15 protein-coding genes and 1 pseudogene are annotated in these 16,467 nt (G+C 56.3%); 11 read left to right on the top strand and 5 right to left on the bottom strand.

What is annotated here, in order from left to right; genetic code table 11:
• The first annotated feature begins 13 nt into the window (after window positions 1–13).
• From IBT54_RS00805 to uca, 5 genes are all read left to right on the top strand, one after another.
• Window positions 14–829 carry an ABC transporter permease gene (locus IBT54_RS00805; protein WP_013196263.1) on the top strand — a complete coding sequence of 272 codons (816 nt, stop codon included), beginning with the start codon at window positions 14–16 and terminating at the stop codon, window positions 827–829.
• Complete coding sequence (locus IBT54_RS00800) at window positions 826–1,611, top strand: ABC transporter ATP-binding protein (RefSeq protein ID WP_013196262.1); 786 nt, start codon at window positions 826–828, stop codon at window positions 1,609–1,611. Before IBT54_RS00805 ends, IBT54_RS00800 begins: the two co-directional genes overlap by 4 nt.
• Complete coding sequence (locus IBT54_RS00795) at window positions 1,608–2,336, top strand: urea amidolyase associated protein UAAP1 (protein ID WP_095707790.1); 729 nt, start codon at window positions 1,608–1,610, stop codon at window positions 2,334–2,336. The genes IBT54_RS00800 and IBT54_RS00795 overlap by 4 nt, the downstream gene beginning before the upstream one ends.
• Window positions 2,337–2,346: 10 nt before the next feature.
• Window positions 2,347–2,982 carry an urea amidolyase associated protein UAAP2 gene (locus tag IBT54_RS00790; protein ID WP_013196260.1) on the top strand — a complete coding sequence of 212 codons (636 nt, stop codon included), beginning with the start codon at window positions 2,347–2,349 and terminating at the stop codon, window positions 2,980–2,982.
• 110 nt (window positions 2,983–3,092) lie between these two features.
• Complete coding sequence (gene uca / locus IBT54_RS00785; RefSeq protein ID WP_201251322.1) at window positions 3,093–6,698, top strand: urea carboxylase; 3,606 nt, start codon at window positions 3,093–3,095, stop codon at window positions 6,696–6,698.
• 107 nt (window positions 6,699–6,805) lie between these two features.
• Here the strand turns inward: uca and IBT54_RS00780 are convergent, their stop codons facing one another.
• On the bottom strand, window positions 6,806–7,711 hold the full coding sequence (locus IBT54_RS00780) for a LysR substrate-binding domain-containing protein (RefSeq protein ID WP_201251321.1): 906 nt from the start codon (window positions 7,709–7,711) through the stop codon (window positions 6,806–6,808).
• Window positions 7,712–7,810: 99 nt separating this feature from the next.
• Here IBT54_RS00780 and IBT54_RS00775 point away from each other — a divergent pair, with 99 nt between their 5' ends.
• The gene (locus IBT54_RS00775) at window positions 7,811–8,584 is read left to right on the top strand and encodes a 2OG-Fe(II) oxygenase family protein (RefSeq protein ID WP_107320352.1); all 774 of its coding nucleotides are present in this window, start codon (window positions 7,811–7,813) and stop codon (window positions 8,582–8,584) included.
• 2 nt (window positions 8,585–8,586) lie between these two features.
• On the opposite strand, the gene IBT54_RS00770 is transcribed toward IBT54_RS00775, so the two are convergent.
• On the bottom strand, window positions 8,587–9,660 hold the full coding sequence (locus IBT54_RS00770) for a DUF2817 domain-containing protein (protein ID WP_201251320.1): 1,074 nt from the start codon (window positions 9,658–9,660) through the stop codon (window positions 8,587–8,589).
• 34 nt (window positions 9,661–9,694) lie between these two features.
• Window positions 9,695–10,465, bottom strand: a complete 771-nt coding sequence (locus IBT54_RS00765; RefSeq protein ID WP_201251319.1) for an ABC transporter substrate-binding protein — start codon at window positions 10,463–10,465, stop codon at window positions 9,695–9,697.
• Between the two features lie 302 nt (window positions 10,466–10,767).
• Here IBT54_RS00765 and IBT54_RS00760 point away from each other — a divergent pair, with 302 nt between their 5' ends.
• Window positions 10,768–11,217 (top strand): NUDIX domain-containing protein, encoded by a 450-nt coding sequence (locus tag IBT54_RS00760; RefSeq protein WP_201251318.1) that lies wholly within the window; start codon window positions 10,768–10,770, stop codon window positions 11,215–11,217.
• Window positions 11,218–11,491: 274 nt separating this feature from the next.
• On the opposite strand, the pseudogene IBT54_RS00755 reads toward IBT54_RS00760, so the two are convergent.
• A pseudogene (locus IBT54_RS00755) lies at window positions 11,492–11,623 on the bottom strand (type II toxin-antitoxin system ParD family antitoxin); the annotation flags it as partial.
• Between the two features lie 181 nt (window positions 11,624–11,804).
• Complete coding sequence (locus tag IBT54_RS00750) at window positions 11,805–13,013, bottom strand: aldose 1-epimerase family protein (RefSeq protein ID WP_201251508.1); 1,209 nt, start codon at window positions 13,011–13,013, stop codon at window positions 11,805–11,807.
• Window positions 13,014–13,379: 366 nt separating this feature from the next.
• Here IBT54_RS00750 and IBT54_RS00745 point away from each other — a divergent pair, with 366 nt between their 5' ends.
• The 4 genes from IBT54_RS00745 to IBT54_RS00730 all read left to right on the top strand — a co-directional run bounded on the left by IBT54_RS00745 (window position 13,380) and on the right by IBT54_RS00730 (window position 16,457).
• Entirely contained in the window at window positions 13,380–13,937 is a 558-nt protein-coding gene (locus IBT54_RS00745) for a peroxiredoxin (protein WP_201251317.1), read from the top strand.
• Window positions 13,938–13,961: 24 nt separating this feature from the next.
• A complete protein-coding gene (locus tag IBT54_RS00740; RefSeq protein ID WP_201251316.1) occupies window positions 13,962–15,203 on the top strand; it encodes a protein-disulfide reductase DsbD in 1,242 nt (413 codons plus the stop codon).
• A gap of 71 nt (window positions 15,204–15,274) precedes the next feature.
• Window positions 15,275–15,829 carry a sigma-70 family RNA polymerase sigma factor gene (locus IBT54_RS00735; protein WP_201251315.1) on the top strand — a complete coding sequence of 185 codons (555 nt, stop codon included), beginning with the start codon at window positions 15,275–15,277 and terminating at the stop codon, window positions 15,827–15,829.
• Complete coding sequence (locus IBT54_RS00730; RefSeq protein ID WP_201251314.1) at window positions 15,816–16,457, top strand: NrsF family protein; 642 nt, start codon at window positions 15,816–15,818, stop codon at window positions 16,455–16,457. Before IBT54_RS00735 ends, IBT54_RS00730 begins: the two co-directional genes overlap by 14 nt.
• Window positions 16,458–16,467 lie beyond the last annotated feature (10 nt).

The raw sequence follows: 16,467 nt of genomic DNA, 5'->3' as shown, positions 1-16,467 counted from the left end.
AGGAGTTTTTGCCATGCGCCACATCAACCGCTATCCCCGGCAGGGAATGCGCCTGACGCTGATGCTGTTACCGTTTGTGTTGCTGATCGCCGCGTGGTTTATCAGTTCGGCAGTGCGTCTGGAGGCGAATCCCCACGACAAACTGCTGCCCGGCCTGTCGCAGATGATCGCGGCCATCGACCGGATGGCGTTCACGCCGGACAAGCGCAGCGGGGAGTATCTGCTGTGGGCGGATACGTGGATTAGCTTAACCCGTCTGCTGACTGGCCTGGCGCTCTCTTCGGTAATTGGCTTGTGCATCGGCATCGCTGCGGGTGTTTTTCCGATGACCCGCGCGGCGCTGTCACCGTTCATGACCGTGGTGTCGATGATCCCGCCGCTGGCGCTGCTGCCAATGCTGTTTATCGTCTTCGGGCTGGATGAGCTGTCAAAAGTGATGCTGATCGTCATTGGCATTACGCCGATGCTGGCGCGCGATCTGGAGCATCGGGCGCGGGAAATCCCCGCAGAGCTGTTTATCAAAGCGCAAACCCTGGGAGCGAACAGCTGGACGGTGGTGCTGCGGGTCGTGCTGCCGCAGCTGTTATCCCGGCTGATTACGTCGCTGCGTCTGCTGCTTGGATCGGCATGGCTCTTTCTGATCTCCGCCGAAGCCATCTCCGCGACCGCCGGGCTGGGTTATCGCATCTTCCTCGTCCGCCGCTATATGGCGATGGATGTGATCATTCCTTATGTCATCTGGATCACGCTGCTGGCGTGGCTGATGGACCTCGCGCTGCGTCAGCTGCACAAAGCCTGTTTCCCCTGGGCGGAAGGAGGCCGGGAATGAGTTTTATCGATATCAAAAATATCTGGCAGGAGTATGGCGACCACGTGGTGCTGGAGCGCATCAATCTGCAGGTGAAAGAGGGCGAATTCTGTTCGCTGGTAGGCGCGTCCGGCTGCGGTAAATCGACATTCTTACGCCTGCTGCTCGGTCAGGAGAAGCCGACGCGGGGATCAATCACGCTGAACGGTGAGCAACTGCCCGGAGAGCCGGATCGCAGCCGTGGCGTGGTGTTTCAGCGCTATTCGGTTTTCCCTCATCTCAACGTGCTGGATAACGTCGCCATTGGCCTCGAACTTCCGGCGTCACCTCTTAAAGGCCGGTTATTTGGTGCCCGAAAACGCCAGGCACGCGAACAGGCTAAACGGATGCTGGAGAAAGTCGGGCTGGGCCATTCGCTGGATAAATATCCGGCGCAGCTTTCCGGCGGAATGCAGCAGCGGCTGGCGATTGCGCAGGCGTTTGTGATGCAGCCACGCGTGCTGCTGCTGGACGAGCCGTTTGGCGCGCTGGATCCCGGCATCCGCAAAGATATGCATGCGCTGCTGCTCCAGCTGTGGAGCGAAACCCGGATGACGGTGTTTATGGTCACGCACGACCTTGCTGAAGGTTTCAATCTCGGCACCCGGCTGCTGGTGTTCGACAAGGTGCGCATCGACCCGCAGGCCCCCAATGCGTGGGGCGCACGTATCACCTACGACATCCCGCTTAATGAAACGCGGCTGTCTCAGCTGGCGACCGGCAGCAGAAATAACATTTACCCTTTAAAGGAGACCGCTCAATGACAGAACTTTTTCATTCAGCCCCGAGCCTGCGCGAAGAGCTGCTACCCGGTGGCGCGCATACCTCACTGATTCTGCGTAAAGGGCAGATCCTGCGCCTGACCGATATCGAAGGCGGCGCGAACGTCAGCATGATGATGCTCAATCCGCACGAGAAAAGTGAACGGCTGAATCTGCCGGACACCCTGAAAGGTCAGCACACCGCACGCCTGACCACCGGCCACTGTTTCTACTCCGATATGGGCCGCGTGATGGCCGCGATTGTTGCCGATAGCTGCGGCTGGCACGATCCATTTGGCGGCGTACTCAATGCGGCGGAAACACAGGAGAAGTACGGTGCCGGTCGCTATCAGGAGCTGCGCAACGGCTTCTATCGCAACGGCGTGGATAATCTGCTGGTTGAGATGGGCAAATGGGATCTGGGTCTGGAAGATCTGCTGATGGTCGTCAACTTTTTCAGCAAGGTCACGGTTGATGGGCAGGGCCGTTTCGGGTTCAGCACGGACAACAGCCGCGCGGGGGATTTCGTTGAGCTTTACGCGCCCATGGACGTGCTGATGGTGCTGACCGCGCTGCCACATCCGCAGGATCCGGCCACTGACTATCATCCCCGTCCGGTCCAGCTGAGCTGGTATCAGGCCGACGATATGCAGGCCGTCAGCGAGGCGATCGTTAATCGTGGCGAAAACCAGCGTGCATTTCACAACACTCAACTTTTTGCCCTGTAAGGAGGCTGCGATGACCGTTGTCCACTCTGATCGTCGTCCTGAAGATGCCGTCTATCGGCACGTGATCCCGGCAGGCGAGCCGTGGCTGTTCGAAGTCAAAAAAGGGCAAACGCTGCGCCTGCTCGACCTCGAAGGCAATCAGGCGATAGATACCCTGTTTTACAACACCGACAACCCGCGTGAACGCTACGATCCTCAGCGCACGCTGCGTCGTCAGGGCAAGGTCTATCTGACCACCGGCAGCGTGCTCTATTCGAATCTCGGCAATCCGTTGCTGACAATCGCCGCCGACACCTGCGGTCGCCACGATACCCTGGGAGGAGCCTGTTCCCAGGAGAGCAACACCGTGCGCTATGCCCACGATAAACGATACATGCACAGCTGTCGGGATAACTTCCTGTGCGCCTGCCTGCATGATGGCCGTCTGCACAAGCGGGATATCGGCGCCAACATTAACTTTTTCATGAACGTTCCGGTCACGCCTGAAGGCGGTCTGACCTTCGAAGACGGCTTATCTGCGCCCGGAAAATATGTCGACCTGGTGGCCGAATGCAACGTAATGGTGCTGATCTCCAACTGTCCGCAGCTGAATAACCCCTGCAACGGCTGGAACCCGACGCCCGCCGAAGTGCTGGTGTGGAACTGAGCCAGCCCTCTGAACTTCTCCGGCAACCTTTTTAGTGCCGGTCAGCCCCGGGGACGGCCCCAGGGAATATCGAATTTTGCGGGACGACCCGCATCCCTGAGAGTTCGCCTATGTTTGATACCTTACTGATTGCCAATCGCGGTGCGATCGCCTGTCGCATCCTTCGCACGCTGCGTGCCATGCAGGTGAAAGGCGTCGCCGTTTACTCCGAAGCCGACCTGAGCAGCTTACATATTCGCGAGGCGGATGACGCACTGAGCCTTGGCGAAGGCCCGGCCGCACAAACCTATCTGGTGACGGAAAAAATCATCGCCGCCGCGCAGCAGAGCGGGGCAAAAGCGATCCATCCGGGCTATGGTTTTCTTTCCGAAAACGCCGCCTTTGCGGAAGCGTGCGAGGCCGCCGGCTTGATTTTTGTCGGTCCCACGCCGCAGCAGTTACGGACCTTTGGCCTGAAACATACGGCCCGCGCGCTGGCGAAGGCTGAAGGCGTGCCGTTGCTGGAGGGCAGTGAGCTGCTGGCGGATGTCAGCGAAGCCCGCCGCGCCGCAGAGCGTGTCGGCTATCCGGTGATGCTGAAAAGCACGGCGGGCGGTGGCGGCATTGGCATGCGCGTCTGCGGTGATGCGAATGAACTGTCAGACGCGTTTGAAACCGTACAGCGTCTCGGCCAGAACAACTTCAGCGACGCAGGGGTGTTTCTCGAAAAATATATCGAACGTGCCCGTCATCTTGAGGTGCAGATTTTCGGTGACGGAAAGGGCGAGGTTATCGCGCTGGGCGTGCGCGACTGCTCGGTTCAGCGACGTAATCAGAAAGTGATCGAAGAGACGCCTGCGCCGAATCTGCCAGCTGGCATGGCCGACGCACTCTGCTCGGCGGCTATCGCCCTGGGGAAAGCGGTGAACTATCGCAGCGCGGGCACGGTTGAATTTGTTTACGATAGCGCAGCACTACAGTTCTATTTCCTTGAAGTGAATACCCGCCTGCAGGTTGAACATGGCGTAACAGAGCAGGTCTGGGGCGTGGATCTGGTGAAATGGATGATTGAGCTGGCGGCAGGTGATCTTCCGCCGCTGAGCGCATTAGCCGCCACGCTGAATCCACAGGGCCATGCCGTGCAGGCGCGCATCTATGCAGAAGATCCGGGACGGCAGTTCCAGCCTTCACCCGGACTGTTAACTGAAGTCCATTTCCCGGCATCCAACGGTAAAACTCTGCGCATCGACCGCTGGGTGGAGGCCGGATGCGAAGTCCCGCCATTCTTTGACCCGATGCTGGCAAAAGTGATTGCCTTCAGCGCTACGCGCGAAGAATCTATCGCCACCCTGGCACAGGCGCTGGCAGAAACCCGTTTTTATGGCGTTGAAACCAACCGCCGCTATCTCCAGCAGATTTTAGCCTTTGCGCCCTTTACGGCGGGTGACCCCTGGACCCGCTGCCTGGAGCAGCTCAGCTATCAGGCGGCCACCGTTGAGGTACTGAGTGCCGGCACCCAGACCAGCGTGCAGGACTATCCTGGACGACTGGGATACTGGGCGGTTGGTGTGCCGCCGTCGGGGCCGATGGACGATCGCGCCCTGCGTCTCGGTAACCGTCTGCTGGGAAATGAAGAAGGTGACGCTGCGCTGGAAATCACCCTGAACGGGCCCACCCTGAAATTTAACACGGCGATTCAGGCGATGGTCTGCGGCGCGCCGCTCAGTGTCACGCTGGATGGCGTTGAACAGGCGATGGACACTGTGTTTACCCTCCCAGCGGGATCAACGCTGAAGCTGGGCGCGATGCGTGGCGAGGGCGTCAGAAGCTATCTCTGCCTGAGCGGGGGTATTCAGGTGCCGGACTATTTAGGCAGCAAAAGTACCTTTACCCTCGGTCAGTTTGGCGGACACGCTGGTCGTGCGCTGCGCAGCGGCGATGTGCTGCATCTCGCGCCGCGGACTACGAACACAGCCGGAACAGAATTGCCTGATGCGCTGCGCACCGATCTCGCGCCGGTTCGCACGCTGCGCGTGATTTACGGTCCCCACGGCGCGCCGGAGTTCTTCGCGCCTGACTATATGGCGACGTTCTTTGCCACAGAATGGGAAGTGCATTTTAACTCCAGCCGCACAGGCGTGCGCCTGATCGGGCCAAAGCCGATCTGGACCCGCGACAGCGGCGGCGAAGCGGGACTGCACCCCTCGAATATTCATGACAATCCATATGCCATCGGCGCGGTCGACTTCACCGGTGATATGCCGGTTATCCTGGGACCGGATGGCCCGAGTCTCGGCGGGTTCGTCTGCCCGGCGACGGTGATCGAAGCGGATCTCTGGCAACTGGGACAGCTCAAAGCGGGTGACAAAGTGCAGTTTGTTCCGGTGGATATCCCGACGGCACGGCGACTGGCAGAGGGACGTCGCAACGAGCTGACCACGCTACAGCCACAGGAGATTCACTGGGAGCCTGCGCCGCTGATGTCGCCGATAATTATGACCTGCGGCGAGGCGGATAAACGTCTGGTGGCGCGGCTTGCTGGCGATACGCATCTGCTGCTGGAGGCAGGCGAGCCGGAGCTGGATCTGGTGCTGCGCTTTCGCATTCATGCCCTGATGCAGGCGCTGGAAGCGCAATCCCGCAACGGCATTATTGATATCACGCCGGGCATTCGCTCGCTGCAAATCCACTTCCAGCCGGAGACGCTGACGCCAGACGTGCTGCTGGCGTGGGTGCGCGGTGAGTGGGAGAGGGTCTGCATGAGTGACGACCTTCAGGTGCCGACACGTGTGGTCCATCTGCCGCTCTCCTGGGACGATCCCGCCTGTCAGAAGGCGATCGAAAAATATATGACCACCGTGCGTCCGGACGCGCCCTGGTGCCCGAGCAACCTTGAGTTTATCCGCCGGATAAACGATCTGCCGGATGAGCAGGCCGTCTGGAACACCGTGTTTGAGGCCAGCTATCTGGTCATGGGACTGGGCGATGTCTATCTTGGCGCGCCGGTTGCCACGCCGCTGGATCCGCGTCATCGGCTGGTGACGACAAAATATAATCCGGCCCGCACCTGGACGGCGGAAAACTCAGTGGGCATCGGCGGCGCTTATCTGTGCGTTTATGGCATGGAGGGGCCTGGCGGCTATCAGTTTGTCGGCCGCACGCTGCAGATGTGGAACCGATATCACGAAGTGGCCGATTTTGGCGGTAAGCCCTGGCTGCTGCGCTTTTTTGATCAGATCCGTTTTTATCCGGTTTCCGCCGAAGAACTGCTGCAGATTCGTCGCGATTTTCCACTGGATCGCTATCCGCTGCGCATTGAGCAGAGCACGCTGCGGCTGGCAGAGTATCAGAACTTCCTTGCGCGTGAAGCGGAGAGTATCGGCGAGTTTCGTGAGCATCAGCAAAGCGCGTTCAATGCGGAACGTGACCGCTGGATAGCCAGCGGCCAGGCCCATTTCGGCAGTCAGGAAAACGTAGCGGAAGAAGGCGGCGACGTACCGCTGCAGCCGGGCGAGCAGGGGGTTGAAAGTCCGGTATCCGGTAATCTCTGGCAGGTGCAGGCGACCGCGGGCAGCCGGGTGCGGGAGGGGGATATTCTTGTCGTGCTGGAGTCGATGAAGATGGAGATCCCACTTCTGGCTCCGTGCAGCGGCATTATTCAGCAGGTCAGCGTCCAGCCAGGCAGCGCAGTACGTGCAGGGCAACGCGTGGCGGTAATCGTTGAAGATAACGCATAACGACGATCACAACCGGCCAGCCGGATAAGGTCATGCAATCTGCCGCTGCGCCCGTCAGCGGCAGATTGCTGGCGGGCGCAGGCAACATGCATCACAGCAGCCGGGTATCAGCACCGCGCGCCCAGTTCTTTTAGCCAGCCGATCATCGCTTCACTGCCAGGCTGACTCAGCGTGCGTTGCGGCCACGCCAGGAAATAGGGTTTGCTCAGAGGCAGGCAAAGATCATCCACCACCACCAGATCGCCACGCGCCAGTTCCGGCGCGATAAGGCGTCGTTGTCCCAGCAATAGTCCGGCACCCGCAACGGCCGCATCAATCGCCAGTGAGGTCAGGTTAAAGCTGAATGCGGGCTGCGGCAGCGGTTCATCCATGCCTTTTGCCTGAAACCAGCTTTGCCAGTCCGGCAGGAATCGTCCTTCATTACCCCAGTCAAGGTGGATCAGCGGCGCCTGACTTAATATCGTTTCCGGCGTGAAACGTCGTAGCAGAGACGGACTGGCCACCGGCAGCACCTCATCCTGAAACAATCTGATCTTATCCAGCTGCGGGTAACGATCTTCACCAAAGCAGATTACGAAATCGGCGGGCATCGCCGTAAAATCGACCGGTGAATGGGTGCCATGTAACGAGAGATCGATATCCGGGCAACGATCGCGCCAGTAGGTCAGTTCGGGCAGCAGCCATTTCGACGCCAGCGCGGGTAGTGCGTAAATCGTGAGTTTTGGCGCGCTGGCCGCATGGCGGATGTTCTGCTGGCCGAGGTGCAAAATATCAAAAGCTTCGGTGACATAGCGCAGATACTCTTTGCCGGTTTCGGTCAGCATCACGCCGCTCTGCGTACGCAGAAACAGCGCGCTGCCGAGTTGTTCCTCCAGCTGGCGGATCTGCTGGCTGACCGCCGCCGGGGTCAAAGCCAGCTGGGCGGCAGCTTTTGCAAGGCTGCCCAGTTCGGCGGCCACTTTAAAGGACTGTATGACGCTGATTTTGGGCAACCTTGGCAGTTGGGCAGGCATTAACTCTTCCTTATCAGGGCAGTAAGTTTTTATCGTTACGCTGCGTGGCAGGCGACAGGTAGAGTAACATCACACCTGCCCATCATGAGAAATGTTGCTATGTCTGGATCCCTCGTTCGTCTCGATCTTCATCCGCTGGCCGATCAGGGCTGGCGTCAGCGCTGTCGTGAGCAGTTAAACCACGCCGGCGCGCTGGTACTGCGTCAGTTTTTACAACCTCATGCTCTGGAGGCGATTATTGAAGAGGGCAATGCCCGGCGTCATCTGGCCTATCACACCCGCAGCAAACACAATGTCTACCTGATGAAGCCGGATGAAGCGTTCAGCGCGGATCACCCGCGTAACCGGGATGTGCTCAGCACCAAAGGATGCATTACAGATGATGTTATCGCTGCCGACTCGCCGCTGCGCCAGCTTTATAACGATGACCTGTTTAAACATTTCCTGTGCGATGTACTGGGAGAGGAAGCGCTCCATCCTTATGCCGATCCGCTTTCGTCGATTAACCTGCACTATGCGTCTGACGGCCAGGAGCTGGGCTGGCACTTCGACAACTCCTCCTTTGCTATCACCTTACTGGTCCAGAAACCTCTGGCGGGCGGCGTGTTTGAGTATGTGAAGGATCTGCGTGATGCCGATGCCGGTGAGATGAACTTCGACGGTGTCGACGCGGTACTGGACGCGCGCCAGCCGGTTGACGCGCTGGAGATTGATGCTGGCGATCTGGTGCTGTTTCGCGGCCGTAACTCCCTGCATCGCGTGACGCCGACCGAAGGCGAGGTCACGCGGATGCTGGCTGTGCTGGCTTACAATACTCAGCCGGATATCGCGCTGTCAGAAACAGCCCGAATGACCTTTTACGGCAGACTATAAAATCAGGGCGTGTCCGTAAGGGCACGCCAGCCGCGCTGAAAGATTTGCTGCGTGCGGAAAGCCACTAACGCACGCCAGTCCGCATCTTCAGGCCAGAATCCCTCGACCAGTTGCTGTTTTGACGTCTGGCCAGCCGCACTGGCGGGATCGCCAGTGAGATGGAGCCAGTGATCTTCACGCACCCGCCGGTGCATATCCTCTGCCTCGTAGGTTCCGCACTCCACCACTAACGGCAATATCAGTGTGTCAGGAAGGGAGCTCAGCAGATATTGCGACAGATATCCCGTTGCGGTGGCGGTCACACCGGTTACGCTGTCACGTCCTGTACCCGTCAATAATACGGTCAGCCACTCACCATAAATAGTTTTGCCCCACTCATGAGCAGCATAACGCTGCTCTGCAATGGACAGCAGCATCGGATGCCCCCACGCGCCGGCTCCGGTGTGCAGATCAAAGCTGAGGATGGTTTTTGCAACCGAGAGATACTGGTCGATGATCGCCTTCATCGTAAGGTGAGACCAGCTGGGCTGGTGTCCGCCGAAGAAGAACCCATCCGCAAACGTATATTGTCCGGCTTCCACCACGCGTTTAACGGCCTGCCAGCCCTGGCCCTCCAGCGCCTCAGCTAATTGCCGATCCGCACTGGCACGGTCGCCATGATAGATTCCGTGCCAGTGCGCATAATCCGGGTTGGCCGGAACGGTCTGGCTGAAGTCGATAAAGTTACGATTGAGATCGAGATTGTCTTCGTTTACGCGCCGTAAATGGGCTGCTCCCCACGGATTGAGCAGGTGTATCAGCAATAGTCCGGTATCAGCGGGTAATGCTATTTCATCCAGCGCATCGAGCCAGGCGATCTGACAATCCGAACCATAATAGCCTTCAACGCCGTGCGTGCCGGAGACCACCAGCATCAGACGTGATGCCGTGGCGGGTCCCAACCGTGCCACATCCGTATACAGCGCTTCGCCCTGCGGGCCAGGGAGTGGGTGCGGGTAAGAGGTGATTTCTGCGCCTTTATTCTGCGCAGCGGTAAGAAAGCGTGCGCGCTGAGCGCGGTAATCGGGTAATGCCATGTTCAGCCTCCTGCGATGCGGCGCGCGATACGCATCACGGATAAACGTTAAATTTAAAGTATTTTTTGGTCAGCTGATCGTAGGTGCCGTTTTTGTGGATCTCTGCCAGCGCCGTGTTGATCATCTTCAGATTTGCCTCATCGCCTTTGCGTAACGCGATACCGACACCATCACCAAAGATGACTTTATCTACCAGCGTCCCTTTAATGGCGTACGGCTTGCCTTCCGATGTGGTGAGGAATCCCTGTTCAGCAGAGACCGCATTCGCCAGGCTGCCATCAAGACGTCCGGCGACCAGATCCGGGTAGACTTCCATCTGATTAGGATAAGAGACGATTTTGACGCCCTGCGACTCCCATTTGGTTTTGGCGTAAGTTTCCTGGATGGTGCCCTGAGCCACACCAATCGTCTTACCGCGCAATGAGGCAACGTCGGTCGTCAGCTTGCTGGCCGCTGGCGCCAGTAGGGCACTCGGGGTGTTGTACAACATGTCGCTGAATGCCACCTGCTGACGACGTTTGTCGGTCATCGACATTGCTGACAGGATGGCGTCAAATTTCTTCGCCTGAAGGGCAGGGATGCTGCTGTCAAAACCCATCTGCACCCACTGGCACTTCACCTTTGCCTGCGCGCAGATGGCGTTGCCAATATCAATATCAAAGCCCTGTAACGACCCATCAGCCGCTTTAGATTCAAACGGCGGGAACGTCGGATCAACGCCAAAGCGCAGTGTCTGCTGGGCCAGGGCACCCTGGGTGAACGCGGTAAGAGAAAACAGTAATGTAAGAGATACGCTCTTTTTCATATTTTATTTCCCGACAGGTGAAATTAAGCACGACATTTAAATTTAATAACATGCGGCCTGTTTTGCTGCCAGCGAATAAACTGCGTTCTTCCAGAGTAAAATCTTATGTTATCAAGGGGCTGTGCGAATTATTGATACGGCGTTAAATTTTGCTTAATACTAACCTGGTATGGGATGGAGGGCTTGAAAGGTCCGGAACTGGAACCTGAAAGCAGTAATTAATTTAGCTTCGACTCTGTTTTATTGTGACATGCTAAATCAGTTACACTGACTTACATCGTATGTGAAAAAGGAGTTGTCCAGTGCGTACCCGTAAATCTGCACGTTTACTGATCATGAACGCTCTCAATCAGGTTTTATTATTCAGGTTCAGGCATGAAAGTGATGCGCTGGCAGGCAGAGTATACTGGGCAACGCCCGGTGGAGGCGTGGAAACAGGAGAAACGTTTGAGCAGGCAGCCCTCAGGGAACTCAGGGAAGAAACAGGTATTAACGTTGATTCGGTGGGGCAACCGCTAACAGAGAGAACTTTTGAAATGACGCTCCCCAGCGGTGAGGTAGTTCTGGCACATGAGCGATTTTATTTAATTAAAACAGGTGATGAAAATATCAGTACTGGCGGATGGACCGATAATGAAAAAACAGTCATTGCCAATTATCATTGGTGGGGTCTGAATGAACTGATAAATACTGACGATATCGTTTATCCCTCAAACATTCCTGATATCTGCTCAATACCGGATGAGTTATAAAATATCTTCTGGCTCCGGGCCTGTCAATCAACGGCTCAGGTCAAAAGCGCCGCACCAGAGGCGTCATAGCCGATTTTTCAGCAAATCACGTGAAACGGCCAATCAAAGACTTTAAATGCGCACAATCTATCTTATGTTAAATAAGCTATCGAGCTCATGTCCAGTGGCGTAGTAAACTCCCCCTTTCACTTTTGCTTAAACGCTGAGTATGTATCGCAACTAATCTTCATGATTATATCGCTCAGGCATTCCATATCTTTCTGGAAAGACCTTTCTGTTGTTCGCGTTCTTCCAGTGCTCTCAGACCGGCACGGATCACTTCACTCGTGTTGTTATATCGTCCACTTTCGATCTGTTCACGGATGAACGCTTCAAAATAAGGTGTTAGTGCTACGCTGGTTGGCATGTTGTTGCTCCCGCTGGATTACTATCAGTTAATAACTGTTAGTATTTCAGAGTAACACTTCTTCATCAACTTCAGGCTTAACGGTCCGCTACTGATTTGTCTGCTTAGCGTAGTGGCTAAAATACATAACGTTCTGAACTTAATAGCAAAAACCCCGACTGCTGTCGGGGTTTTAAGCCACTTACTCCTTAGCTATCGGCGTCTCGCTTACATCTATCTTCGTTTCACCCTGGATAGTCTTAATGCGTTTCTCAACGTCATTCACCTGTTCGCTGCTGTGCAGCAAGGTGTACGTCAGGTCAAATGCCGTACTGGCGCCCGGTTGCAGTTGCTTGACGCGCTTTTGCTCGCGTTCAATGGTGACCGGATAGGCGTAACTGGTGCCTGGCTCGATGCCGGTCACGTAGCCCTGTTTCAGGGTGTCAGTATTTTTCCATAAGGTCAGCATCGGCAGCTGACGGGTATCAAACTGAATCGATGCGCCGCTGTTTCCGGCTTTGTTAATCACTGCAGCGACGGTCTGGTGATTGCTGTCGGAAAGTGGCTTGATGTTGAATACCATCTCATCAAAGTCTTTGGTCGGAGCTTTGTAGGTCTGCCACTCCTTTAACCCGGCTTTTGCATAGTCATTGAACGGGCTGATGCCGGACATCGGGGCCAGGAAACGTGCGCCCTCTTCCAGAATAGGCTGGCCGAAGTTGCTGTGATAGATAATCTGATAATCGTGCGGATAGTCAGCGTGATTAGTTAACACGTCATGCAGGCTGAAACTGTTGCTGCCCGGCACATAGCGCAGCTCGGTCATGGTCTGCAAATCCGTCTTCTTAAAGGTGCTCTCTTTAATCAGGCCGCGAATACGGATTTCATGCGGTGCCGCATCAGCCACTTCAACTTCCAGCTGCGAAACCGGCGTGTTACCTGCTTTACCGTGCAGCGTGTAAATCCGGCCCTGATCGGTAACCGGATGTCCGGTCCACTCATAGCCACAGCGCACCATCATCTCGTTAAATCCGTCCAGCCAGCCCAGACCGTTGCGGCTTTCAAGGTTGATATAAGCGGGATTAACCACCTCTTTCACCGGTGAATCCCATCCCATACGAGAACCAAAGCCCTCGACACGCAGCAAATTCATGCCCCGGGTCGGGCTGAGTGTGATGGTCAGGCCATCCTGACTGTGGATGGTGATAATTTTACTGCCTTCCTGCTTGCCACCATGAAGCACTTTTTGCTCAATGCTGAACGGTTTGCCCTGGAACTTCAGCTCACTGCTGGAAATCTGCCAGTTACCCTGCTCGGTGCCCTGTTCAGCACTTGTAAGCACCCAGGTTTTCGCCGCTGCTGAACCTGAAACCAGAACCGCCAGTACTGTTAACGCCAGTTTAATCTTCATCATCCGCCTCATTTGCTGAATCGTTTTTTCATTCCATAAATGGAATCTACTGTCTGAAGCTGACCAGAAACGTGACGATGCTCACCTGCCAGAAAACCGGTGCTTTTTAACAACATTATTGCGGGTTAAATCACATAAATTTTGTTCAACAAAGAATAACCACGACGCATTTTGTGCGTCACAGACACATGAGCTGTACTCGATTCAGCTCGCCTTGCAATCAAAATCGACAATCCCAGATCAACGTCCTCTTAAAAAAACGTTAAAAAAATTTCAAAACCGCGCAACTTTTTTCCGTTTTAAACGAACCTTAGAAAAGAGACGTCAGACAACCCCGTCTGCTCGTTAATGGAGAGAGTCACGCCAATGAAAAACACCCTGAAAACCCTGGCCGTCGCTACGCTGCTGGCACTGAGTGTTCCGGCAACATCCGCTTTTGCGGCGTTACAGGTCGGTGAAAAAGCACCGGATTTTAAACTCGACGCCGCGCTGGCGGGTAAATCGACCACCTTCTCATTACAGCAGGCGCTGAAGAAAGGCCCGGTTGTTCTTTACTTCTTCCCGGCGGCGTTCAGTGCGGGTTGTACGCTCGAAGCGCATGACTTTGCTGAAGCGACCGATGAATTCAAAAAACAGGGTGCGTCCGTCATTGGTGTCACCGCCGGTAATACCGATCAGATTGCTAAATTCTCGCAGCTGGAGTGTCGTGACAAATTTACCGTTGCCGCCGATCCGGGTGCCAAAGTCGCCGAAGAATATAAGAGCACAATGGAGATGAAGGGTCAGAAAGTCTCAGACCGCACCTCGTATGTGATTGCGCCGGACGGCAAAATCCTGCTGAGCTTCACCGATAAAAATCCTGATACGCATATCCAGAAAGCGCTGGATGCCGTTAAAAAATATCGCCAGGCCAATCCGGCATAACTTCATCATCTGAGCAGGTACATCATGCTGACTGCGATTGCAGCCGCCTTCCTAGGCGGCATTATTCTGAACCTCATGCCCTGCGTGTTTCCGGTGATCTCACTGAAAGCACTGAGCCTGATCCGCCATCACGAATCGCCCTCACACGCCCGTGCAGAAGGCCTGGCCTTTTTGCTCGGTGTCGTGGTGACGATGGTTGCTCTGACCGCCGTATTGCTGCTGGCCAGGGCGGGCGGTGCGTCGGTGGGCTGGGGATTTCAGCTGCAATCGCCGCTGGTTATCGCCGCACTGATTCTGGTGATGCTTGGCTCAGCACTGAACCTGCTCGGTCTGTTTGAAGTCGGACTGTCGATCCAGCGGGTCGGCGAAGTGGGCGGCGATCGCGGTGGGCTGGTTGGTTCAGCCCTGACCGGGGCACTGGCCATCATCGTCGCCACCCCCTGCAGCGCGCCCTTTATGGCCAGCGCGGTAGGCTATGCGCTGACCCAGCCTCCGCTGGTCAGTGTGGTGATCTTTATATCGCTGGCGCTGGGCTTTGCTGCGCCCTTTACCCTGATCTCATTCTTCCCGGTTCTGGCGAGAATATTGCCAAAGCCCGGTGCCTGGATGATCACTTTAAAACAGGGTCTGGCGTTTCCGATGCTGGGAGCGGTGGGCTGGCTGATCTGGGTACTGGAACGTCAGGCAGGATCGGCGGCGCTGGCCGCGATTCTGGCCTGTTGTTTACTGTTTAGTTTTGCTGCCTGGCTGTATGGCATGGCGCAGAAACGCCGTATGATGGGACAGCGTCATGTGGTACTGCATGTTGCCACCGCGTTCTTTCTGGCGCTCGTCGTGGTGCCGTTACTGAATCTGAACAGTTTTGCCACGGCACCGGCTGAGACGGAAGCCGCCTCACCGGCTGCTGCCGCGGTGGCCTGGTCGCCACAGAATGTCGATGCAATTAAAGGTCAGGGTAAGCCAATCCTGGTGAACTTTACCGCGTCCTGGTGTATTACCTGCCAGGTTAACGATCGCACGTCGCTGTCGACGCAGGCGGTAAAAGCGGCGATGGCACGTACCAGCACCATTTACATGGTTGCGGACTCAACTAAATACAATCCCGATGTTGAACAGGCGCTGAGTGATTTCGGACGCGGTGGATTACCTCTCTACGTGGTCTACCCGGCTGATGGCGGCAAACCGGTGGTCCTCCCGCAGGTGCTGACACCGGGCATCGTGATTTCAGCGCTGGATCAGGCAACGGGAAAAGGAAAGAAAACCTGAGACGATTGATGAAACGATTTTCTGCTCCGGTATCAGTACACGACGACAGTGTGCTGATCTGCTGATGACTGATGTCAGACACTGATCAACGCGCACAGCACTGGCCAGCCTTAATGGCCCGGGCGCAGGCGGGCGACAGAGCAGCCTATAACCAGTTACTTAAAGCGATGGTTCCGGCCATCCGGGCACTGGTGTGCAGAAAAATCGGTGATGAGTTGCTGGTTGAGGATGTGATTCAGGATACGCTGCTGGCAATCCATCGGGTGCGGCATACCTACGATCCGCAGCGCCCGATTCTGCCGTGGGTAGCCGCTATTACTTCTGCCCGAACGATTGACGCGCTGCGCCAGCATGGACGTCGTCAGGAGGTTCAGGATGATGAGGCGCTGCAGCAGCGGCCCGCTGAAAGTGCAGAAGCCTCAGCCGATCCCGATATCCTCTCAGGCTATCTGGACACCCTTCCGCTACGTCAGCGGGAGATCGTCGAATCCGTGCATCTGCGCGAGCAGAGCCTGGCGCAGGCAGCCGCTGAAACCAATCAGTCTCTCTCTGCCGTTAAATCCCTGTTGCATCGCGCAATGGTCAATCTTCGAAAATATGGACGGGGTCATAATGAGAAATCATGACCAGTTAATCGATCAGCTCAGCCAGTCTGCCCAGCCGGTGCAGCGTGTCTGGCCCACCGCCTGGCGCGTTGCGGGCTGGATCGCGCTCGCCCTGCCTTGTGGCGCACTGACCAGTTGGGCGTTTCACAGCAGGTTTACTGACTGGAGCCAGCCTGGCGCATGGCTGGCATTTGTCGCCGTACTGCTCTCTCTTATTATTGCGGGCAGCACGCTGGCGGCAGCCTTTACGCTGAGTATCGCAGGACGAAAACCCATCAGCCTGCGCTGGCCACTGCTGCTGGCGTTGATGTGGCTGGCGCTGAATCTGATTAACATGTCATCTGAGACCCCACATGCGGGCGCGAGCCGCTTTGGTGAAGGGATACACTGCTATCTGTTTATGCTGTCGGCCAGCGTACCGATGATGCTGATGTCCGTCATCGCCCTGAAACGCACCCGTTCGCTCTATCCCGCGCGCAGCCTGGCGCTGAGCGGCTGTGGCAGTGCGTTTACCTCATCGATGTTGCTGTCGCTGTGCCATGACACCCATCTGCATATGCTCGATTTTTCCATGCATCTTGCGGCAGGCATTACCATTGTGGTGCTGACGGTGCTGGCAGGACGCCGCTGGGTCCGGCTGGGCGCCTGATGGCTTTTTA

The sequence above is a fragment of the Pantoea sp. S62 genome, assembly GCF_016658625.1.
Taxonomy (GTDB): Bacteria; Pseudomonadota; Gammaproteobacteria; order Enterobacterales; family Enterobacteriaceae; genus Pantoea; species Pantoea vagans.
This window is presented reverse-complemented; position numbering and strand designations above follow the sequence as displayed.

Bases quoted from the DNA above. Each gene is read 5' to 3' on its own strand.
- IBT54_RS00775 (WP_107320352.1), top strand. From the start codon at position 7,811: ATGTCTGGATCCCTCGTTCGTCTCGATCTTCATCCGCTGGCCGATCAG.
- uca (WP_201251322.1), top strand. From the start codon at position 3,093: ATGTTTGATACCTTACTGATTGCCAATCGCGGTGCGATCGCCTGTCGC.
- IBT54_RS00735 (WP_201251315.1), top strand. From the start codon at position 15,275: ATGTCAGACACTGATCAACGCGCACAGCACTGGCCAGCCTTAATGGCC.
- IBT54_RS00805 (WP_013196263.1), top strand. From the start codon at position 14: ATGCGCCACATCAACCGCTATCCCCGGCAGGGAATGCGCCTGACGCTG.
- IBT54_RS00745 (WP_201251317.1), top strand. From the start codon at position 13,380: ATGAAAAACACCCTGAAAACCCTGGCCGTCGCTACGCTGCTGGCACTG.
- IBT54_RS00765 (WP_201251319.1), bottom strand. From the start codon at position 10,465: ATGAAAAAGAGCGTATCTCTTACATTACTGTTTTCTCTTACCGCGTTC.
- IBT54_RS00730 (WP_201251314.1), top strand. From the start codon at position 15,816: ATGAGAAATCATGACCAGTTAATCGATCAGCTCAGCCAGTCTGCCCAG.
- IBT54_RS00795 (WP_095707790.1), top strand. From the start codon at position 1,608: ATGACAGAACTTTTTCATTCAGCCCCGAGCCTGCGCGAAGAGCTGCTA.
- IBT54_RS00790 (WP_013196260.1), top strand. From the start codon at position 2,347: ATGACCGTTGTCCACTCTGATCGTCGTCCTGAAGATGCCGTCTATCGG.
- IBT54_RS00780 (WP_201251321.1), bottom strand. From the start codon at position 7,711: ATGCCTGCCCAACTGCCAAGGTTGCCCAAAATCAGCGTCATACAGTCC.
- IBT54_RS00800 (WP_013196262.1), top strand. From the start codon at position 826: ATGAGTTTTATCGATATCAAAAATATCTGGCAGGAGTATGGCGACCAC.
- IBT54_RS00750 (WP_201251508.1), bottom strand. From the start codon at position 13,013: ATGAAGATTAAACTGGCGTTAACAGTACTGGCGGTTCTGGTTTCAGGT.
- IBT54_RS00740 (WP_201251316.1), top strand. From the start codon at position 13,962: ATGCTGACTGCGATTGCAGCCGCCTTCCTAGGCGGCATTATTCTGAAC.
- IBT54_RS00770 (WP_201251320.1), bottom strand. From the start codon at position 9,660: ATGGCATTACCCGATTACCGCGCTCAGCGCGCACGCTTTCTTACCGCT.